This is a genomic window from uncultured Methanobrevibacter sp. (assembly GCF_947166415.1).
Taxonomy (GTDB): Archaea; Methanobacteriota; Methanobacteria; order Methanobacteriales; family Methanobacteriaceae; genus Methanocatella.
Window position 1 is genome coordinate 1 of sequence record NZ_CAMVEE010000037.1, and the last position, 15896, is coordinate 15896.

17 protein-coding genes and 1 pseudogene are annotated in these 15896 nt (G+C 36.9%); 8 read left to right on the plus strand and 10 right to left on the minus strand.

What is annotated here, in order from left to right; genetic code table 11:
* The 5 genes and pseudogenes from Q0W25_RS07830 to Q0W25_RS07850 all read right to left on the minus strand — a co-directional run.
* A pseudogene (locus tag Q0W25_RS07830) lies at positions 1-260 on the minus strand (hypothetical protein); the annotation flags it as partial.
* 18 nt (positions 261-278) lie between these two features.
* Positions 279-653 carry a helix-turn-helix transcriptional regulator gene (locus tag Q0W25_RS07835; protein WP_298520944.1) on the minus strand — a complete coding sequence of 125 codons (375 nt, stop codon included), beginning with the start codon at positions 651-653 and terminating at the stop codon, positions 279-281.
* A gap of 103 nt (positions 654-756) precedes the next feature.
* Entirely contained in the window at positions 757-1221 is a 465-nt protein-coding gene (locus Q0W25_RS07840) for a DUF2124 domain-containing protein (protein WP_298520946.1), read from the minus strand.
* Positions 1222-1233: 12 nt separating this feature from the next.
* Complete coding sequence (locus tag Q0W25_RS07845) at positions 1234-1680, minus strand: hypothetical protein (RefSeq protein ID WP_298520948.1); 447 nt, start codon at positions 1678-1680, stop codon at positions 1234-1236.
* A gap of 8 nt (positions 1681-1688) precedes the next feature.
* Positions 1689-2108 carry a C-GCAxxG-C-C family protein gene (locus Q0W25_RS07850; RefSeq protein WP_298520950.1) on the minus strand — a complete coding sequence of 140 codons (420 nt, stop codon included), beginning with the start codon at positions 2106-2108 and terminating at the stop codon, positions 1689-1691.
* Between the two features lie 60 nt (positions 2109-2168).
* Between Q0W25_RS07850 and Q0W25_RS07855 the strand changes: the two genes are divergently transcribed.
* Entirely contained in the window at positions 2169-2843 is a 675-nt protein-coding gene (locus Q0W25_RS07855; RefSeq protein ID WP_298520952.1) for an isoprenylcysteine carboxylmethyltransferase family protein, read from the plus strand.
* Here Q0W25_RS07855 and Q0W25_RS07860 read toward each other — a convergent pair.
* From Q0W25_RS07860 to Q0W25_RS07875, 4 genes are all read right to left on the minus strand, one after another.
* Positions 2833-3555: a nitroreductase family protein gene (locus tag Q0W25_RS07860; protein WP_298520954.1), complete on the minus strand. Its 723-nt coding sequence runs from the start codon at positions 3553-3555 to the stop codon at positions 2833-2835. The two genes, Q0W25_RS07855 and Q0W25_RS07860, sit on opposite strands and share 11 nt — an antisense overlap.
* Before the next feature lie 147 nt (positions 3556-3702).
* Positions 3703-5961 (minus strand): ABC transporter permease, encoded by a 2259-nt coding sequence (locus tag Q0W25_RS07865; RefSeq protein ID WP_298520956.1) that lies wholly within the window; start codon positions 5959-5961, stop codon positions 3703-3705.
* A gap of 200 nt (positions 5962-6161) precedes the next feature.
* Positions 6162-8432, minus strand: a complete 2271-nt coding sequence (locus tag Q0W25_RS07870) for an ABC transporter permease (protein ID WP_298520958.1) — start codon at positions 8430-8432, stop codon at positions 6162-6164.
* 4 nt (positions 8433-8436) lie between these two features.
* Positions 8437-9141, minus strand: a complete 705-nt coding sequence (locus tag Q0W25_RS07875) for an ABC transporter ATP-binding protein (RefSeq protein WP_297827939.1) — start codon at positions 9139-9141, stop codon at positions 8437-8439.
* Between the two features lie 239 nt (positions 9142-9380).
* Here Q0W25_RS07875 and hisA point away from each other — a divergent pair, with 239 nt between their 5' ends.
* The 5 genes from hisA to pyrI are packed head-to-tail and all read left to right on the plus strand — an operon-like array spanning position 9381 to position 12624.
* Positions 9381-10118 (plus strand): 1-(5-phosphoribosyl)-5-[(5-phosphoribosylamino)methylideneamino]imidazole-4-carboxamide isomerase, encoded by a 738-nt coding sequence (hisA, locus tag Q0W25_RS07880; RefSeq protein WP_298520960.1) that lies wholly within the window; start codon positions 9381-9383, stop codon positions 10116-10118.
* Positions 10119-10122: 4 nt separating this feature from the next.
* On the plus strand, positions 10123-10587 hold the full coding sequence (locus tag Q0W25_RS07885; RefSeq protein ID WP_298520961.1) for an FAD synthase: 465 nt from the start codon (positions 10123-10125) through the stop codon (positions 10585-10587).
* Positions 10588-10601: 14 nt separating this feature from the next.
* On the plus strand, positions 10602-11624 hold the full coding sequence (gene argC, locus Q0W25_RS07890) for an N-acetyl-gamma-glutamyl-phosphate reductase (RefSeq protein ID WP_298520963.1): 1023 nt from the start codon (positions 10602-10604) through the stop codon (positions 11622-11624).
* Positions 11625-11643: 19 nt separating this feature from the next.
* Positions 11644-12138 carry a flavodoxin gene (locus tag Q0W25_RS07895; protein ID WP_298520965.1) on the plus strand — a complete coding sequence of 165 codons (495 nt, stop codon included), beginning with the start codon at positions 11644-11646 and terminating at the stop codon, positions 12136-12138.
* 6 nt (positions 12139-12144) lie between these two features.
* Positions 12145-12624 carry an aspartate carbamoyltransferase regulatory subunit gene (gene pyrI, locus Q0W25_RS07900; protein WP_297827947.1) on the plus strand — a complete coding sequence of 160 codons (480 nt, stop codon included), beginning with the start codon at positions 12145-12147 and terminating at the stop codon, positions 12622-12624.
* Positions 12625-12629: 5 nt separating this feature from the next.
* Here the strand turns inward: pyrI and Q0W25_RS07905 are convergent, their stop codons facing one another.
* Positions 12630-13838, minus strand: coding sequence for an FAD-dependent oxidoreductase (locus Q0W25_RS07905; protein ID WP_298520967.1), 1209 nt, complete (start codon positions 13836-13838; stop codon positions 12630-12632).
* Between the two features lie 120 nt (positions 13839-13958).
* On the opposite strand from Q0W25_RS07905, the gene Q0W25_RS07910 reads away from it, so the two are divergent.
* On the plus strand, positions 13959-15329 hold the full coding sequence (locus tag Q0W25_RS07910; RefSeq protein WP_298520969.1) for a TldD/PmbA family protein: 1371 nt from the start codon (positions 13959-13961) through the stop codon (positions 15327-15329).
* Positions 15329-15886, plus strand: a complete 558-nt coding sequence (locus Q0W25_RS07915; protein ID WP_298520971.1) for a TIGR00296 family protein — start codon at positions 15329-15331, stop codon at positions 15884-15886. The genes Q0W25_RS07910 and Q0W25_RS07915 overlap by 1 nt, the downstream gene beginning before the upstream one ends.
* The last annotated feature ends 10 nt before the right edge of the window (positions 15887-15896 follow it).

Sequence of the window (15896 nt, forward strand, 5' to 3'; positions counted from 1 at the left end):
TGGTCATCGTCATCTGCACAATCAGGACAAGCACAAAGGTTTATGTCAACATCTTCATTATAATCAATTTCTTCTCTGTGATCATGTACGCTTAAATCAGTATTTTTTTGATAGTCTCTTAACAACTGTTTATCATAATGGCCAGAATCTTCACAGTGAGTTTCTTCACATTCCGGGTCAAAACAGATGTAATTGTAATGCTCAGGATTGCGGCAGTTTTCATCTTCACAATCTGCATCATAACATCTATTTTCCACCATAGTATCACCAATTAAAAATTATTCTAATATATGTTCTAAACCTACTTTGTAAATCATTTCAATATGAAGGTCTGTAAGTGAATATCTTGCCATTTTTCCTTCTTTCTGGTATTTGACAATGTTATTCGCACGCAATATTCTTAGTTGATTTGAAACTGTTGTTTGGTTCAAATCCAGCGCTTCGCAAATATCACAGACACACAAGTCTTCAATACTTAGCAGGGAAATAATTTTTAATCTTGTAGGGTTTCCAAATATTTTGAAAAATTCTGATAGCTCAGCGAATTCATTTTCTTCAGGTATGCGTTCTTTTACACGACTTACAACATCTTCATGGGAGTCAAATATTTCACACATGCCCTCATTATTGTTTTCAAGATTATTATTTTTCATTTCCATCACATATATTATATATTTACATATTATGATATGTTTATGTATTTAAATGTTGTCATGTCATGATATTGTGATATGTTATTTTAAAAAAATAAAGGTGTTACTTTTTGATAACACCGGTTAATGTTCCATCAATGACACAGTCGAAATCGATTTTTTCAAGCCAACCAGCTTTGGTGAACATGTCCATGAAACAAACACCAATTAACTGACCATCTTCTTTTAAGATATCTCCAACAAGAGATTTTACCTCTCCAGTATCAACATCATATTTAGGCATGGACAGTCCGCCCAACAGAACGACAACATCAGAATTCTGAGGATTAGATACCTCATCTTTGAGAACCATACCATAAGGTTTGGATTCAAACTGGTGGCAATCTTCCTTATCCAATAAAGGTATGAAATGGGTTTCCTTGTCCCTTACAGCATAAGCCAACAGCTCTGCAAATGGAGTGCACACCCCCGGAGACCCGACAAATGTAATTTTTTCGGCATCAACCACTTCTTTTTTAAATGTTACTAACTGTCCGTTAATTCCTTTCCAATTTTCAACGTCTTCCATCAAATCACCTCTTCAAACATCAAAATATGTTATGTTTTCCCTCAGATATTCAACATCTTCGACCAGAATGACCTCTTTCGGATATGTTACATTACCTAAAGAATGACTTTCCAAAACAGTGCATCTGAAATCTTCAGTAATATATGCGTCAGTGACATATTCAGAGCGAAGTTTGCTCGCATCGTAATGACTCATCACTACAAATGTTCCATTACCACTAAAAACAGATTTATCCCCTAACGATTTCATCCATTTTAAAGTTTCATTGTCATATCCTTCATAATAAGAACCTGTTTCCACATCCTTAATTATATAGCTCAATGGAATAGGGCCTTCTGTTGATACGGACAATGTTTCTCGATTTTCATCATTCGGAGAATCAGATACATGATATCCTACCACCAATACCAAAGCAGCTATCAAAACAATCAGTATTATAATAACTGTTTTTTTACCCATAAAATCACCTAATCAGAAGATAATATCTCATTTGTAATCTTTGCAGCAGATTCAACCATTTTCGGGCAGAATTCAGTGAATAAATTATTGTCCTTTGCATATTTTACTCCTTCAGGAGTGCTGATATCACATTCCAACAAATCATGACAGATATAAGATCCATTCTCTTTTTTAAATTCATCCATAAATCTGTTGCAAACTTCATCACTTTTTTCCTTATTTTCACCGAACTTCAGCCCCAAAGCCATAAGGGCACCTGTGCATGCCCCACAGACTTCGCCTTTTCGCATTCCGCTTCCAAAACAAGCCCCAATCTTTAGAGCCTGTTCCTTTGAAAGACCAAAATCCTGTGAAAACGCCGCAAAAACAGCTTGCGAACACCTGTATCCGCTTTCAAATATCTGAACTGCATCTTCAATAGAATTCATATTTAATTATTTCGCCGATATCATTAATTAATCTATTTAATAAAAGTATATTTCAGTGATATGATGGATGCAAAGTTGTTTTCTCAAGCCCTGGCCAAATTCCTATTTGGCCTGGTGATAGTGTTCCTGTTGCTGTTTGTTCCTGCAGGAAGACTGGATTATTATAATGGATGGCTCTTCATAGCATTGCTGTTTATTCCAATGTTTGTTGCAGGAATCATCATGTTTTTCAAGGCACCTGAGCTTCTTAAAAGAAGATTGAACGGCAAGGAAGAGGAAAGCGAACAAAAAATGGTAATATTAATAAGCGGAATTGTCTTTTTATTGTCATTCATCACAGCAGGACTCAATTTCAGGTTCGGATGGTTTGAACTTCCCAAGACAATAATTGCAATAGCTTCAATAATCTTTTTAGCGAGTTACGCAATGTATGCGGAAGTACTTAGAGAAAACATGTATCTTTCACGAACTGTTGAAGTGAGCGAAAATCAGAAAGTGATTGACAGCGGATTATATGGAATTGTAAGGCATCCGATGTATACCTCAACAATCTTCCTGTTTCTGTCAATACCATTGATACTGAATTCAATTTTTTCATTTGCCATAATGCTGGTTTATCCCATAATCATTATTTTCAGGATAAAAAACGAAGAAAAAGTTTTAGAACGCGATTTGAACGGATATAAAGAGTATAAAGAAAAAGTGAAATATAAGATTCTGCCACTTATATGGTAAAGCTTCCTTCAAAAACCTTATTTTTCAGCTCTTCATGAGGATTGTCCCGAGTGAATTTGAAGGAGTCGGGATTTGCAACATAAAGATGGGCCAGTACAATGCCCATGTCAACCTGATTCCAGGTATCCATTTTTCTATTCAGGTTGAACTTGCGCCTGTTTCTATACAGATTATAGCTGCCGTCTTCATTGTGAGTAAAATACCATGTCTGTGAGTTTGCAGCTGATGGGGCAAGTCGAGCGGGAATCAATTTGCTATCACGTTCATCGGAAATCTCACAAATGATTTTTCTTTGAAACTCTGTACTTTCACGATAAATTTTGTCCTTCGGCTTTCCGAATATTATCATGATAACGAATTTATGGTCTTTATGGATATTTTCATGGTTTTTAGGACCTCCCGCACCAATCCAGCAAGATCCTATCCCCCTGCTCTGCAGGTACAAATCGACTTGCTGAAATATGAATCCGATATTCTGAAGATAATTTTCCTTAGTCTGTGAGAATAACAACAGTGCATGAGGGGCTTTGAATCTCTGCAGCATCCTAAAGTTTTCTGAACCCACAATATCATAGCTCCAGCCGATATCCGGATTTAAGACCTTCGCATTGTCAATGAAGTCCCTTAATTCATCCAATGTTTCTTCACTTAAAGGAGCGTTATCATATTTTCTAATTGATTGCCTTTTGTAAATTGTATCTTCCAAATTCATATTATCAACATTAAAATATTTACATCAAAAATATTTAAAAATATCCTAAAAATTATGATTAAAACAATCAATCGCACAGAAATTTTTTAAGAAAATTAAAATTATGATAAAATAGAAATTAAAGTTGAAAGCTATGTAAAACAAGAGCTATTCGACATCCTTAAGTGCTTCAACCATGTCCAAATCATTGATACTGTCTGAAAACAGTAAATTTACCCCTATTGATATGGCAAATGTTATGAAAGCTGACAGCAGAATATTTCCCCATGTCAATGTCGGAACATAATACAGGGAATCTCCGGCCGCATTCATCATCAATGTCATGAAATAGAATCCCAGAGGAATCCCTAAAATGAAGCCTATTGATGTGAAAATTATGTTTTGGGTCAGCAGAAGTTTCCTTAAGACATTTGTTTTAAAGCCTAAAACCTTCAATGTTGCAATTTCACGTTCCATCTCTGTAAATGACAAGATTCCTAAGTTATACAAGACCAGAACAGCCAGAACAACTGCCACAACAGTTACCACTGAAACCATCATCATTACTGCAGATGTCACCTTGTCCCATCCTTCCTCAAGTTTTTCCATGCTTGTTACCGATTTGATTGAATCAAACCTTTCACCGAATTTTTCAGAGGTTAAAATGTGTGTTGGCGTGAAATTCAAGCCCTGATCTTCAAGAGTATCCGGAGACATTATTAAACCTTGTGAAATTGGTTCTGCATGAATCTGATTTATCGTAGAGGAAACCCAGTCATCGCTTCCGACAATGTGCCATCTGATTTTATCCCCTTCTTTCAGGCTGAATTTGTCGGCGATTTTTTTGGATAGTGAAACATTGCCTTCAGCAATATCAATAGAATTTCTATTGCTGTTTGTGTATGATATCAAATCAGTGTTATTTGAAGCCAAAAGCGTTACCGTATCTTCCTTGTCATTAGCCTTGATTTCTATTGATTGCTGCATGATAAAACTGCCGTTGGTCTCATTTAAAACATAGTATAATTCCATAGGATTCGCATCCCTGGAAATCTGCAGCTTTGATTCGAAATGGCTGATATCATCATATTCCCATGTTTTCAATTCATTCATACTGTCGTTCATACCAAATGCTGCTATTAAAAGGGCAACGCATCCCATCACCCCAACAATTGCCATGAAAGCTCGGAATTTGTTTCTTCTAGCATCCCTCCAATTCCATCTAAGATTAAAGCTTAAATGATTCCAAATCTTTGATTTTTCTATGAAACTTTTTGAATCCATGTTAGGTGCCTTTGGTCTCATCGCATTGGCCGGATTTTCCTTGGAAATTCTTCTGCATGACAAATAAGTAACAAAGACTGATAATGCAACCATCAATATTGCAATGTAAACAAAACTCATGTCAAATCCAGGATGCCAAACAGGCATGCTGTACATGGTACTCATTGTAGGATAGAACATCTGCGGAATAATCATCGGACCAGTTATTAAACCCAAAATAGCTCCAAACAAAACCGGGAAAAACGCATAAGACAAGTAATGCAATATTATTGTTTTATCCTTAAAACCTACTGCCTTCAGGATACCTATTTGTGTACGCTGATGAGAGACAATTCTGGTCATTGTGGTTAGAAGAGTTAGGAAAGTAACCAGAATGAATACTATAGGGAAGACATCGCCAATCATCTTGTGTTGGGCCATTTCATTGGCAAACTTATCTACGCTAAGATGATTTTCCTTTTTGGTGAAAGAGAGATAGCTTGTGGATTCATCGAGCTTTTGCTTAAAATCATTATCCGAAGAATCATATTTTACCAGTAAAGTATTGTATTCCAAATTTTCAGGATATGCTTTAGATGAAAGATATGCAAAGCCCATTTGTGAAAAATCAGGAGTCAATGAGTTTGGAGAGGTTTCATAAATATATTCAGGAGAGTATCCTACGCCTTTAATTTCCTTTTGCATTGTCAGATTGTCAAACTTGAAAGTAATGTTGTCTCCAACATTTAATTTCCTCGCGTCGGCAAATCGCTTATCCAGCCAGACACCAGAATCATCTGATGTGTCAAAGTCCTTTCCTTCCGTTGTGTAAAACTTTGAAATCGTTCCCTTTTCAGTGAAATGCAAAGTTATATCAGGTTTTCCCTCCATATCCGCTGCCGATTGGACAACATACTGCCTGTCACTTTCGGTTGCAAATCCGTTGATTTTATCAAGTGATGAATCATCAAAAGTATTGTTGTAAATCCATCCATCAGCAATATTTGTTTCGGCGTAAAATTCATCGGATGTCTGTACTAATCCATAATATTCGCTGTAAATTCCGCAGTAAGCAAAAATGCCTAAAAAGGCCATTAGAAATATTGCGATAAACTGCATCTTATTGATTTTTATATCTCTCAGCATTTTTTTAGACAATGACATGATATAATATTAGAAAATGGAAATATAAAAAACCTCTTTTAAAATCAATGAAGGATTAATTAAACCACAGATGTTGAAAATATATTGGAAATCATAATGCCTCCGTTACATTAACACCAACCGCCATACTCCCAAGACCATAATGAAAATTAGGATGTATATGAAAAAATGAAAAAAGTTAAGGGCAAACAGGAAAAGTCCTATTCACCCGCTTTTAGAGATTCGACCATATCCAACTTTTTAATCTTGCGTGAAAACATCAGGTTCACCAATATGGATAATGTGAAAGTTATTACAGCAGTCAACAGGAAGTTTGAGAGGGTTATTGAAGGCAATATGTAAAATGAATCCCCTGATGACTCCCACATTATGGCCAGTATATAATAGCCTACTGGAATTCCCAATAAAAATCCAATGGCTGTAAACCACAAGTTCTGTGTTAACAATAGCTTCCTTAATGCTCTTGTCTTAAAGCCCAGGACCTTTAATGTTGCGATTTCACGTTCAATTTCTGTAAATGACAATAAACCCAAATTATAAAGCACAACAACCGCCAGAAGAGAAGCGAAGAATATTAAAATGTAAATTAATAACCACATCGCTTCTGTTAGCTCATCCCAGCTTGAAGTCATGTCCTTCATTGAATTTACAGCCTTGATGCCATCATAACTTTGATTGACATGTTCTGCAGTTACGATGCTTGTTGCAGAATAATTCAAATCCAAGTCTTCCAGCTTATCTGCAGACATTACGAATCCCTGTGAAACCGGGTCTGCATGAATCTTATCTATCTTTGTACTGACCCATTTATCCGAACCCATGATATGCCATTTTACAGTGTCTCCCACTTCAACATCCAGCAAATCAGCCATCTTTTGTGATATTGAAACTTCATCATCTTTGATGTCTACCCTATTCCAGTCATAATCAGTTGGAGTTACAAGACTAGTCTCATTCAGTACCAAAAGCGAACCAGACTTTTTGATGTCACCCGATTCTATTTCAATGGCAGATTCCATCAGCTTTTCACCATTTACCTCATTGGCCACATCATCGATTTGAGATTCTGTTGCATTTTCTTCAATCACCAGTTTTGAGTCATAATGATTAATCTGGCCGTATTCCCATTCCTTCAAATCGTTCATTCCATCATACATCCCAAAGGCACATACTAAAAGCGCACTGCATCCAATGACGCCAATGATAGTCATCAATGCACGGAATTTGTTTCTTTTTGCATCCCTATAGTTCCAACGGACATTGAATGAGAGATGCCTCCAGATAGCAAATCTTTCAAGGAAACCAGTGGTTGAAACCTTTGGAACTTTAGGCCGAATAGTATCTGCAGGCTTTTCATCCGAAATGTTTTTGACTGAATAATATGAAACCGCAAGTGACATGATAACCATTAAAGCAGCCACATAGACAAAATTCATGCTCCATGCAGGATTCCATGACGGAAGCTTATAGGTTGCAGCCATTGAAGGATAAAACAGCTTAGGCAAGGTCATCGGCCCTAAAATCAAACCAAGAATTGAACCTACCAGGACCAACCAAAAACCATATGAAACATAATGCAGTATAATTGAACGGTTTTTGAAACCGCTGGCTTTTAGAATGCCTATTTGAGTCCTTTGATGTGTGATTATCCTTGTCATTGTTGTCAATAGAATCAGCATTGAAATCAAAATGAACACAACCGGGAAAATATCTCCCATCATCCTGTGCTGATCCATTTCTTCGGAAAACTGATTAACACTTGTGTGCTCTGATTGTGGAACAAATGAATTGTAATATCCATCCATATGATAATCAAGCAGTTCATCATAATTTTCAGGAGTGCCATCAAATTTGACATTCAGCACATTATATGGAACAGTTTCAGTTGGAAATGCCTTGTATGACAGGTATGCGAAACCTATCTTGTTAAAGTCAGGTATTACTGAAGATGTGGATGCATGATAAACATATTCCGGAGAATATCCCAATCCCCTGATTTGCTTTTCTATTTCATATCCTTCAAACTCGAAGCTGATATTGTCTCCAACCTTCAATCCTTTTGCATCCGCAAAGCTTTTGTCCAACCATACACCGTCGCTGTCGTTAATGTCAAGCTTTTCACCTTCAATCAGATAGAACTTTGATATAGTATTGTTTTCAACAAAGTGCAGAGTAATGTCAGGATCATTATCGAAATCCGCAACCGAATCCACTACCAGCTGCCTTTCCATTTGAGTGGTTGCACCCAAACAATCAACCTGATATAAAAACACGTCGTTTATATAATTCGAATAGATCCAACCATCCGCTAGGTTAGTATCCTCATAAAAGTCATTGCTGTTCACTTCAAGGCCAACTGATTCTCCGCCGACACCGGCAAACACAAATACTCCTAAAAATGCCATTAAAAAAATAGATATGAATTGGGCTTTGTGCTTGGTGATGTCTCTCAACATCTTCTTTGCAAGCATATACTCACCATTCTAAATCAGTGACCCTTTTCGGAAGTTCATTGACTACTATGCTTTCTATTTGACCATTCTTAATTCTAATAACCTTATCTGCAGCTTCAGCAAGTATTGCATTGTGTGTTACAATAACGACTGTAGTTCCTTTGTTATTGCTCATATCCTGAAGCAAATTTAGAATTAAAACGCCTGTTTTTGAGTCCAATGCCCCTGTCGGTTCATCACACAAAAGCATGGTAGGTTGTTTTGCAACAGCTCTGGCTATAGATACCCTTTGCTGCTCCCCACCGGACAACTGTGCAGGAAATTGGCTTGCATGGTCTTTTAGTCCAACTGAATCTAAAACGTCAAAACCATCAATGTTTACAGTTACAATGTCTTTCATCAGCTCTACATTTTCAAGAGCTGTCAAGTTTGGAATTAAATTATAAAACTGGAAAATGAAACCGACATTTTTGGCCCTGTATTCAGTCAATTGATTGTCATCGAATGATTCGACATGTTCGCCGTTGACAATAATCTGACCGGAGCTAACGCTATCAAGACCTCCTAAAAGGTTTAAAAGTGTTGATTTTCCTGCTCCGGACGGCCCTAAAATTACAACAAATTCTCCTTCATCTATTGTAAAATTGACATTGTCCATTGCCTTTAAAATGTGATCTCCAGATTTATAAATCTTATCTACATTTTTAAATTCAATAATTGTAGTCATCAATACTCCTTCAATAAAATTTATTAAAATCATACATATTATATTTTTTCAAGTATATAAATTTAGGCATGCCTAAAAATAATATTTTTTTAATGTTTTTACATTGAAATGCAAGTAATATGGAAAAGAATATTGAATATTACTTTGTGCTAATCACAAGAATGTTACAAAACAATAGCTATAAAACATTTCAAAACATATACTTATATTATAATAAAAGTTTATAGGAAAAAATCCAAATGTCATTCAAAAAAGATGAAATGTTGATAATGCCTGCTGTCGACATTAAGAACGGAAAATGCGTACAGCTTGTTCAAGGCGAACCTGGAAGTGAAATGGTTGAGATTGAAAATCCCGAGCTTGTTGCAAAACACTGGGAGGATTTGGGAGCTAAAAACATCCATGTCATCGATCTTGATGGAACAATAAATGGAGTTGCCAGCTTCGATATCATCAAAAGAATCCTTAAGGAAGTCAGTGTTCCAATCCAATTAGGCGGAGGAATAAGAAGCACAGAATATGCTCGCCAGCTATTGGATTTGGATATCGAAAGAGTGATAATAGGAACTATGGGAATACAGAATCCCAAAACAATTACAAAACTTTCAGACGAGTACGGTTCAGAAAGAATTATGATCTCACTTGACAGCAAAGACGACAAAGTAGTCATCAAGGGATGGCAGGAAAAGATTGACAAAAGCCCAACAGAACTTTCAGCCGAATTTAAAGAGCATGGGGCTGGAAGCATCCTGTTTACAAACGTTGATGTGGAAGGGCTTTTGGGAGGATTTTACACAGAACCTGTAGAAAAACTGAAAAGATCAGTGGATATCCCTATTGTATATTCCGGAGGAATAACTACAATTGAAGATATCAAAAAATTGAATGAAAGCGGTGTTGAAGGCATTGTTATCGGTTCTGCACTTTATACTGATAAAATTGATTTGACTGAAGCTTTAAAATACCAAAAGAGGTAATTGAATGAAAAAAGTAATGGCTAGTGGTGCATTTGATTTACTCCATCCGGGACATGGAGTATACTTGGAAGAAGCAAAGAACCTTGGAGGATATAATTCCAAACTTTATGTTGTGGTTGCACGTGACTCGACAGTGGAGAAAAGAAAAAGAGTCCCGATTATCGGTGAAAACCAACGTTTGGAATTGGTGAAAATGCTTAAACCCGTTGATGAAGCTTATCTCGGTAATGAGGAAGGGGATATCTTTAAAATTGTAAAGGATATCGATCCGGACATTATTGCTATCGGACCCGACCAAACCCACAATGTTGAAAAACTACAGCAAGAAATCGACAAAAGAGGTCTTAAAGCAAAAGTGCAGCGCGTTAAAGTTTACCACAAAGATGAACTGGACAGCAGCTGCAAGATTATTAAGAAAATCAAAAATACTGACTTTGAAGGAAAAATATTAGATAACTGTGAAGATTAAGGAGGATTATAAAAATGTTTAATGTAGCAATTATAGGTGCAAGCGGATATACTGGTGGAGAGCTTTTAAGAATGCTCTTAAACCACCCTGAAGTTGAAGTAACAGAAATCACATCAAGACAATACGATGGAACTCCAGCACATAAGATTCATCCCCACATAAGAGATTCAGGACTTGTCTTTAAAAACACAAGTCCATCCGATTTGGATGCTGATGTAGTATTTACCGCAACACCACACGGCGCATCAATGAAAATCGTTCCGGAAATATTGGAAACCGGTGCTAAAGTGGTTGATTTAAGCGGAGATTACAGATACAGAGATACTGAAGTCTATGAAAAATGGTATGGAATGGAACACACCGACAGCAAAAACAAAGGTGCATTCGGACTTCCTGAATTGTATAGAGATGAAATCAAAAAGGCAAAACTCGTTGCAAATCCAGGATGTTTCCCAACCGGCGCAATTCTATCCTCATATCCTTTAGTGAAAAACGATTTGGTTGATAGAATCATTATTGATTCAAAAACAGGAGTTAGCGGAGCAGGCGTAAATCCATCTGCAACCACACACTACCCAAACATTGCAGACAATATCAACCCATACAAAATTTCATCCCACAGGCACATGTCTGAAATTCAACAGGAATTGAAAGGCTTTGAAGGCGTTAAAGTATCATTCACTCCACATTTAGTTCCTGTAATCAGAGGAATACAGACCACAAGCCATAACTTTTTAAATGATGAAAATCTAGATATTACACCTGAAGAAATAAGAAAATTATATGAAAAAGAATACGGCAAAGAATTCTTCATTAAACTTATGGACGAAGGAGAAATACCTCACTTAAGTTCAGTAAGAGGATCCAACTTTGTTCACATTGGAGGCTTTGAAATTGATGAAACCGGAAGACTTGTCATGTTATCAGCTATTGATAACCTCGTTAAAGGTGCATCAGGTCAGGCTATCCAAAACATGAACATCTTGCTTGGTATCGATGAAACCGCTGGACTTACACATTTCGGTCTTCATCCTTAAAATCAATTAGGAGGATAAAATGGCTACATTAATAATTTATTATTCAAATGGGGGAACTACTGAAACTGTAGCTAAAACATTGGCTAAACATTTAAGGGCTAAACTGTTAAGAATCCATGACTTGAAAAATCGTGACGGGTTTAAAAACAGATTATTCTCATCAATTAATGCATTTAGGGAAGTTAAAACTGACATTATTCCTGCAAAAGTTGATTTAAGCGAATTTGATACTGTAATCCTTGGAACACCAACTTGGGCGGGAAACCCAACTCCTGCAATCCTGACCATAATCGACAGATGCAACTTTACCGGGAAAGACGTGATATTGTTTGCTACAATGGATTCAAATCGCGGAGATTCAAACATTGGAAGGCTCGAAGAAAAAGTCAAGATGCGTGGTGGAAGAGTCATTGAAAGCTTTGCTATTGCAACCAAAAACAAAAGCCCTGAAAAATTAGTTAATGACACAGAAGCGATTATTGAAATGAAAGATTTAAAAATGTACACAAGGTAGATTAAATTGAGTAAAGACAACAAATCAGAATTAAAAATAAAAGCCATTGAAAACGGAACCGTTATTGACCACATTACAGCAAACAAAGCATTGCATATCCTCAAAATTTTAGGCCTTCCGAATGCAGACACAATCAATGTGACTGTAGCTATGAATGTCTCATCAAAGGAAATCGGCAGAAAGGACATTTTGAAAATTGAAAATAGGGAATTGGATGTAAAGGAACTCAATCAAGTTGCATTAATCGCCCCTAAAGCTACCATAAACATTATCAGAAACTTTGAACCAGTGGCCAAGTATAAGGTAGGGCTTCCGGACAAAATCAAATCAATAATCAAATGCACTAACCCAAAATGCATTACCAACTATGAAAATGAACCTATAACACCTATCTTTAAGGTTATCCAGACCCATCCCCCGGTCGTCAGATGCCACTACTGTGAAAAGTTAATAAAAACAGAAGATATCGAAAAACAATTCGAATAATCTTCTTATTTTCTATTTTTTAAATAATCAGCCAATCTTTTAGATAAAGCCAATATTGTCAATATTGGAGGCTTACCAGGAGATATTGGAAGCACACTTGCATCGCTTACAAACAGGCCTTCAATTTCTGTTTCAAGATTTGAATCAACTGTTTTTCCAATTGGAGCAGTCCCACCAGGATGTGCTCCTCTGTAAACTGTAGAACCGATAGTTTTTGGATCCACACCTGCTTTTTCAAGAATTGCACCGGCAGTTGCTGCACCTTCCGCCAGGTATCTTATATCTTCAATGGTGTTTGTTTTTATTACATCGCCGTTATCCAAAACACGTCCCTTGCAGCAATCAGGAGTCTTGACCATTATGCTCAATATGTCCTTATCAGTAGCATCCTCATAAGGAATGTTTTGTCTGATGAATGAGGAGAAATGAGGGGACAGGACAAAGTTCTTGCCAACCACAAGACCTGCCATTTGAACTTCAGTGTTGAAATTAATGTCTTTCAGGTATCCTCCAACGCTAACAAACGGATCGAAGAATATTTCCTCTCCAGCTTCGATTCCGGCATTCCTTAAAATCAGACATGAGCCAATAGCTCCGGCAGACAATACTACTGTATCTCCAGCAAGAGAATAGCTTTCACCATCCTTATTGTAGCTAACTCCACAGACTTTGCCATCCTCAATTAAAACATCCACAACCTCAGCATCACATATCAATGTTGCGCCAAGTTCCACAGCTTCATCGACAAAGTCTTTAGATGAAAATTTAGCGTCAACAGGACATCCGAATGCACATTTTCCGCATTGAATGCATTCTTCCTCACGAATGGCTTTAGGCATCTTAAGGGTTTCCAATCCAAGCTCACGGGCAGCATCCAAGAAAGCCTGAGATCCCTTTCCGATATGGGAATCATTGAGTTCATGCACGCCTACCAACTGTTCTACATAATCATATTCCTGTGATATGTCAATTCCGAATTCATGCAATTCCCCGTCCAAAGCACGGACCATGTTTGCCATACAAACGATTGTTGCTCCACCTATACATGTGGTAGTGAGCAAATCTACTGAACTGTTGTACTTATCATAATAATTAAATGCATCACCTGACTCTATATAAGGTCCTTTTTCTATAATTGTAACATCCATTCCGTTTATTGCAAGTTCACGGGCTAATATTCCTCCACCTGCACCTGAGCCTACTATAATAACCATATCATCATCTCATTTAAATTAAAATATAACAATTGATATATTTTTCATAATATATAAAATAAACTTTTATTAAATATGTTATCTAAAATAAATATTATAATAATATTTTGGAGAGATAACATGGAAGAATACCTTGATTTATTCGAAAAAGTTATTACACAAACATCCCCTAAAGTAGATTACATCGATATTAGAGCAGGAATGAGTAATAATACCTCCATATTAATGAAAGATGGAGACGTCGATGAAATTAACACCGGAATGAGCTTAGGGGCAAGAATAAGGGTGTTAAAAAATGGAGCATGGGGATTTGCATACACTACAGACTTATCCAAATTAAACAAAATCACAGATACTGCTATCAAATTGTCAGATTCACTTAAAGGAGATGTGGAATTAAGTGAAAGCGAAATAATAAAAGACAAAGTTGCTGTTGATGTGAAAATACCATTTAAAGACATTTCAATTGATGAAAAAAAGGAAATCATGAAAGAGGCCAACGATGCCGCAACAATAGATAAGGTGAACAGCACTACAGTAAGCTATGCTGATGGCGAATTAGATGAAATCTTCATGAACAGTGAAGGAAGCCAAATCCAAATGAAAACTAGCAGGCTCAGAATGGCACTTAATGCATCTGCAACAGATGGTGAAATCATACAGTTTGGCCATGGAAGCCTCGGAGGAGTAAAAGGATTCGAACTTATCAATGATGCCGACATCGAAGAATTTGGAAGGAAAATTGGTGAAAAGGCAGTAAGGCTTCTTGATGCTGAAGCTGCGCCATCCGGCAAATTCCCGGTGATTGCTGATCCTGAACTTACAGGAGTATTGATTCACGAAGCGTTGGGCCATGCAGTTGAAGGAGATTTGATTTTACAAAACGATTCCATCCTAAAAGACAAAATGGGCGAGACAATCGCATCAGACATTGTAAATATCTTTGATGATGCAAGCAGAAAGGACGGATTCGGATACTACCCCTATGATGTGGAAGGAGTTAAAACAAAACCTAACCAACTGGTTAAAGACGGAAAATTGATTTCACTTTTAAATTCAAGAGAAACTGCGGCAAAATTAGGAATGACATCCTCAGGAAATGCCAGATCAATAATATCAGACCAACCGATTGTAAGGATGAGCAATACATACCTCCAGCCTGGAGACAATAAATTTGAAGAATTGATTGAAGACATTCCTGACGGAATATATCTTAAAGGTTCAAGAGGCGGCCAAGTCGATACCGGAAAAGGCATATTCCAATTTAACGCAGCAGAAGGCTACTTGATTAAAAATGGAGAAATTGCAACTCCTTTAAGAGATGTCTCATTATCAGGAAACATACTTGAAACTTTAAAAAATATTGACGCTATTGGAAATGACTTTAAATTGAGTGTGGGATTCTGTGGAAAAGATGGGCAAACCGCACCTGTTGGCGATGGCGGACCACACACAAGAATCTTGGATGCACTAGTAGGAGGAATGGGCTAATGATAAGCGACAGAGCAGGACAATATTTGGTTGAAATTGCTAAAGAGGCAATCGAGCATTACATAGAAACAAAAGAGAAATTAGAATTACCTGAAAATTATCCAATCGAATTAGATGAAAAATTAGGAGTATTTGTAACATTAAATAAAAACAACGATTTAAGAGGATGCATAGGATATGCAGAACCTATAGAACCTGCAATAAATGCAACAATTGAAGTGGCCATTGCAGCTGCTTTTAATGATCCTAGATTCAGCGCCGTGACTAAAGATGAATTTGAAATACTTGATTTTGAAGTTACAGTCCTGACAAAACCTGAAATAATCTACGTTGCACACCCTGACCAATACTTTGAAGAAATTGAAATTGGAAGGGACGGCCTGATAATACAAAAAGGTTACTCCAGAGGACTATTGCTTCCACAGGTAGCAGTTGAAAACGCTTTCAATGTAGAGGAATTTTTAGAACACACATGCATGAAAGCAGGAATCAGTGCAGACAGCTGGATGGACGAAAGCTGTGACGTATACAAATTCCAAGGACAAATTTTTAAATAGTGATTAAAAT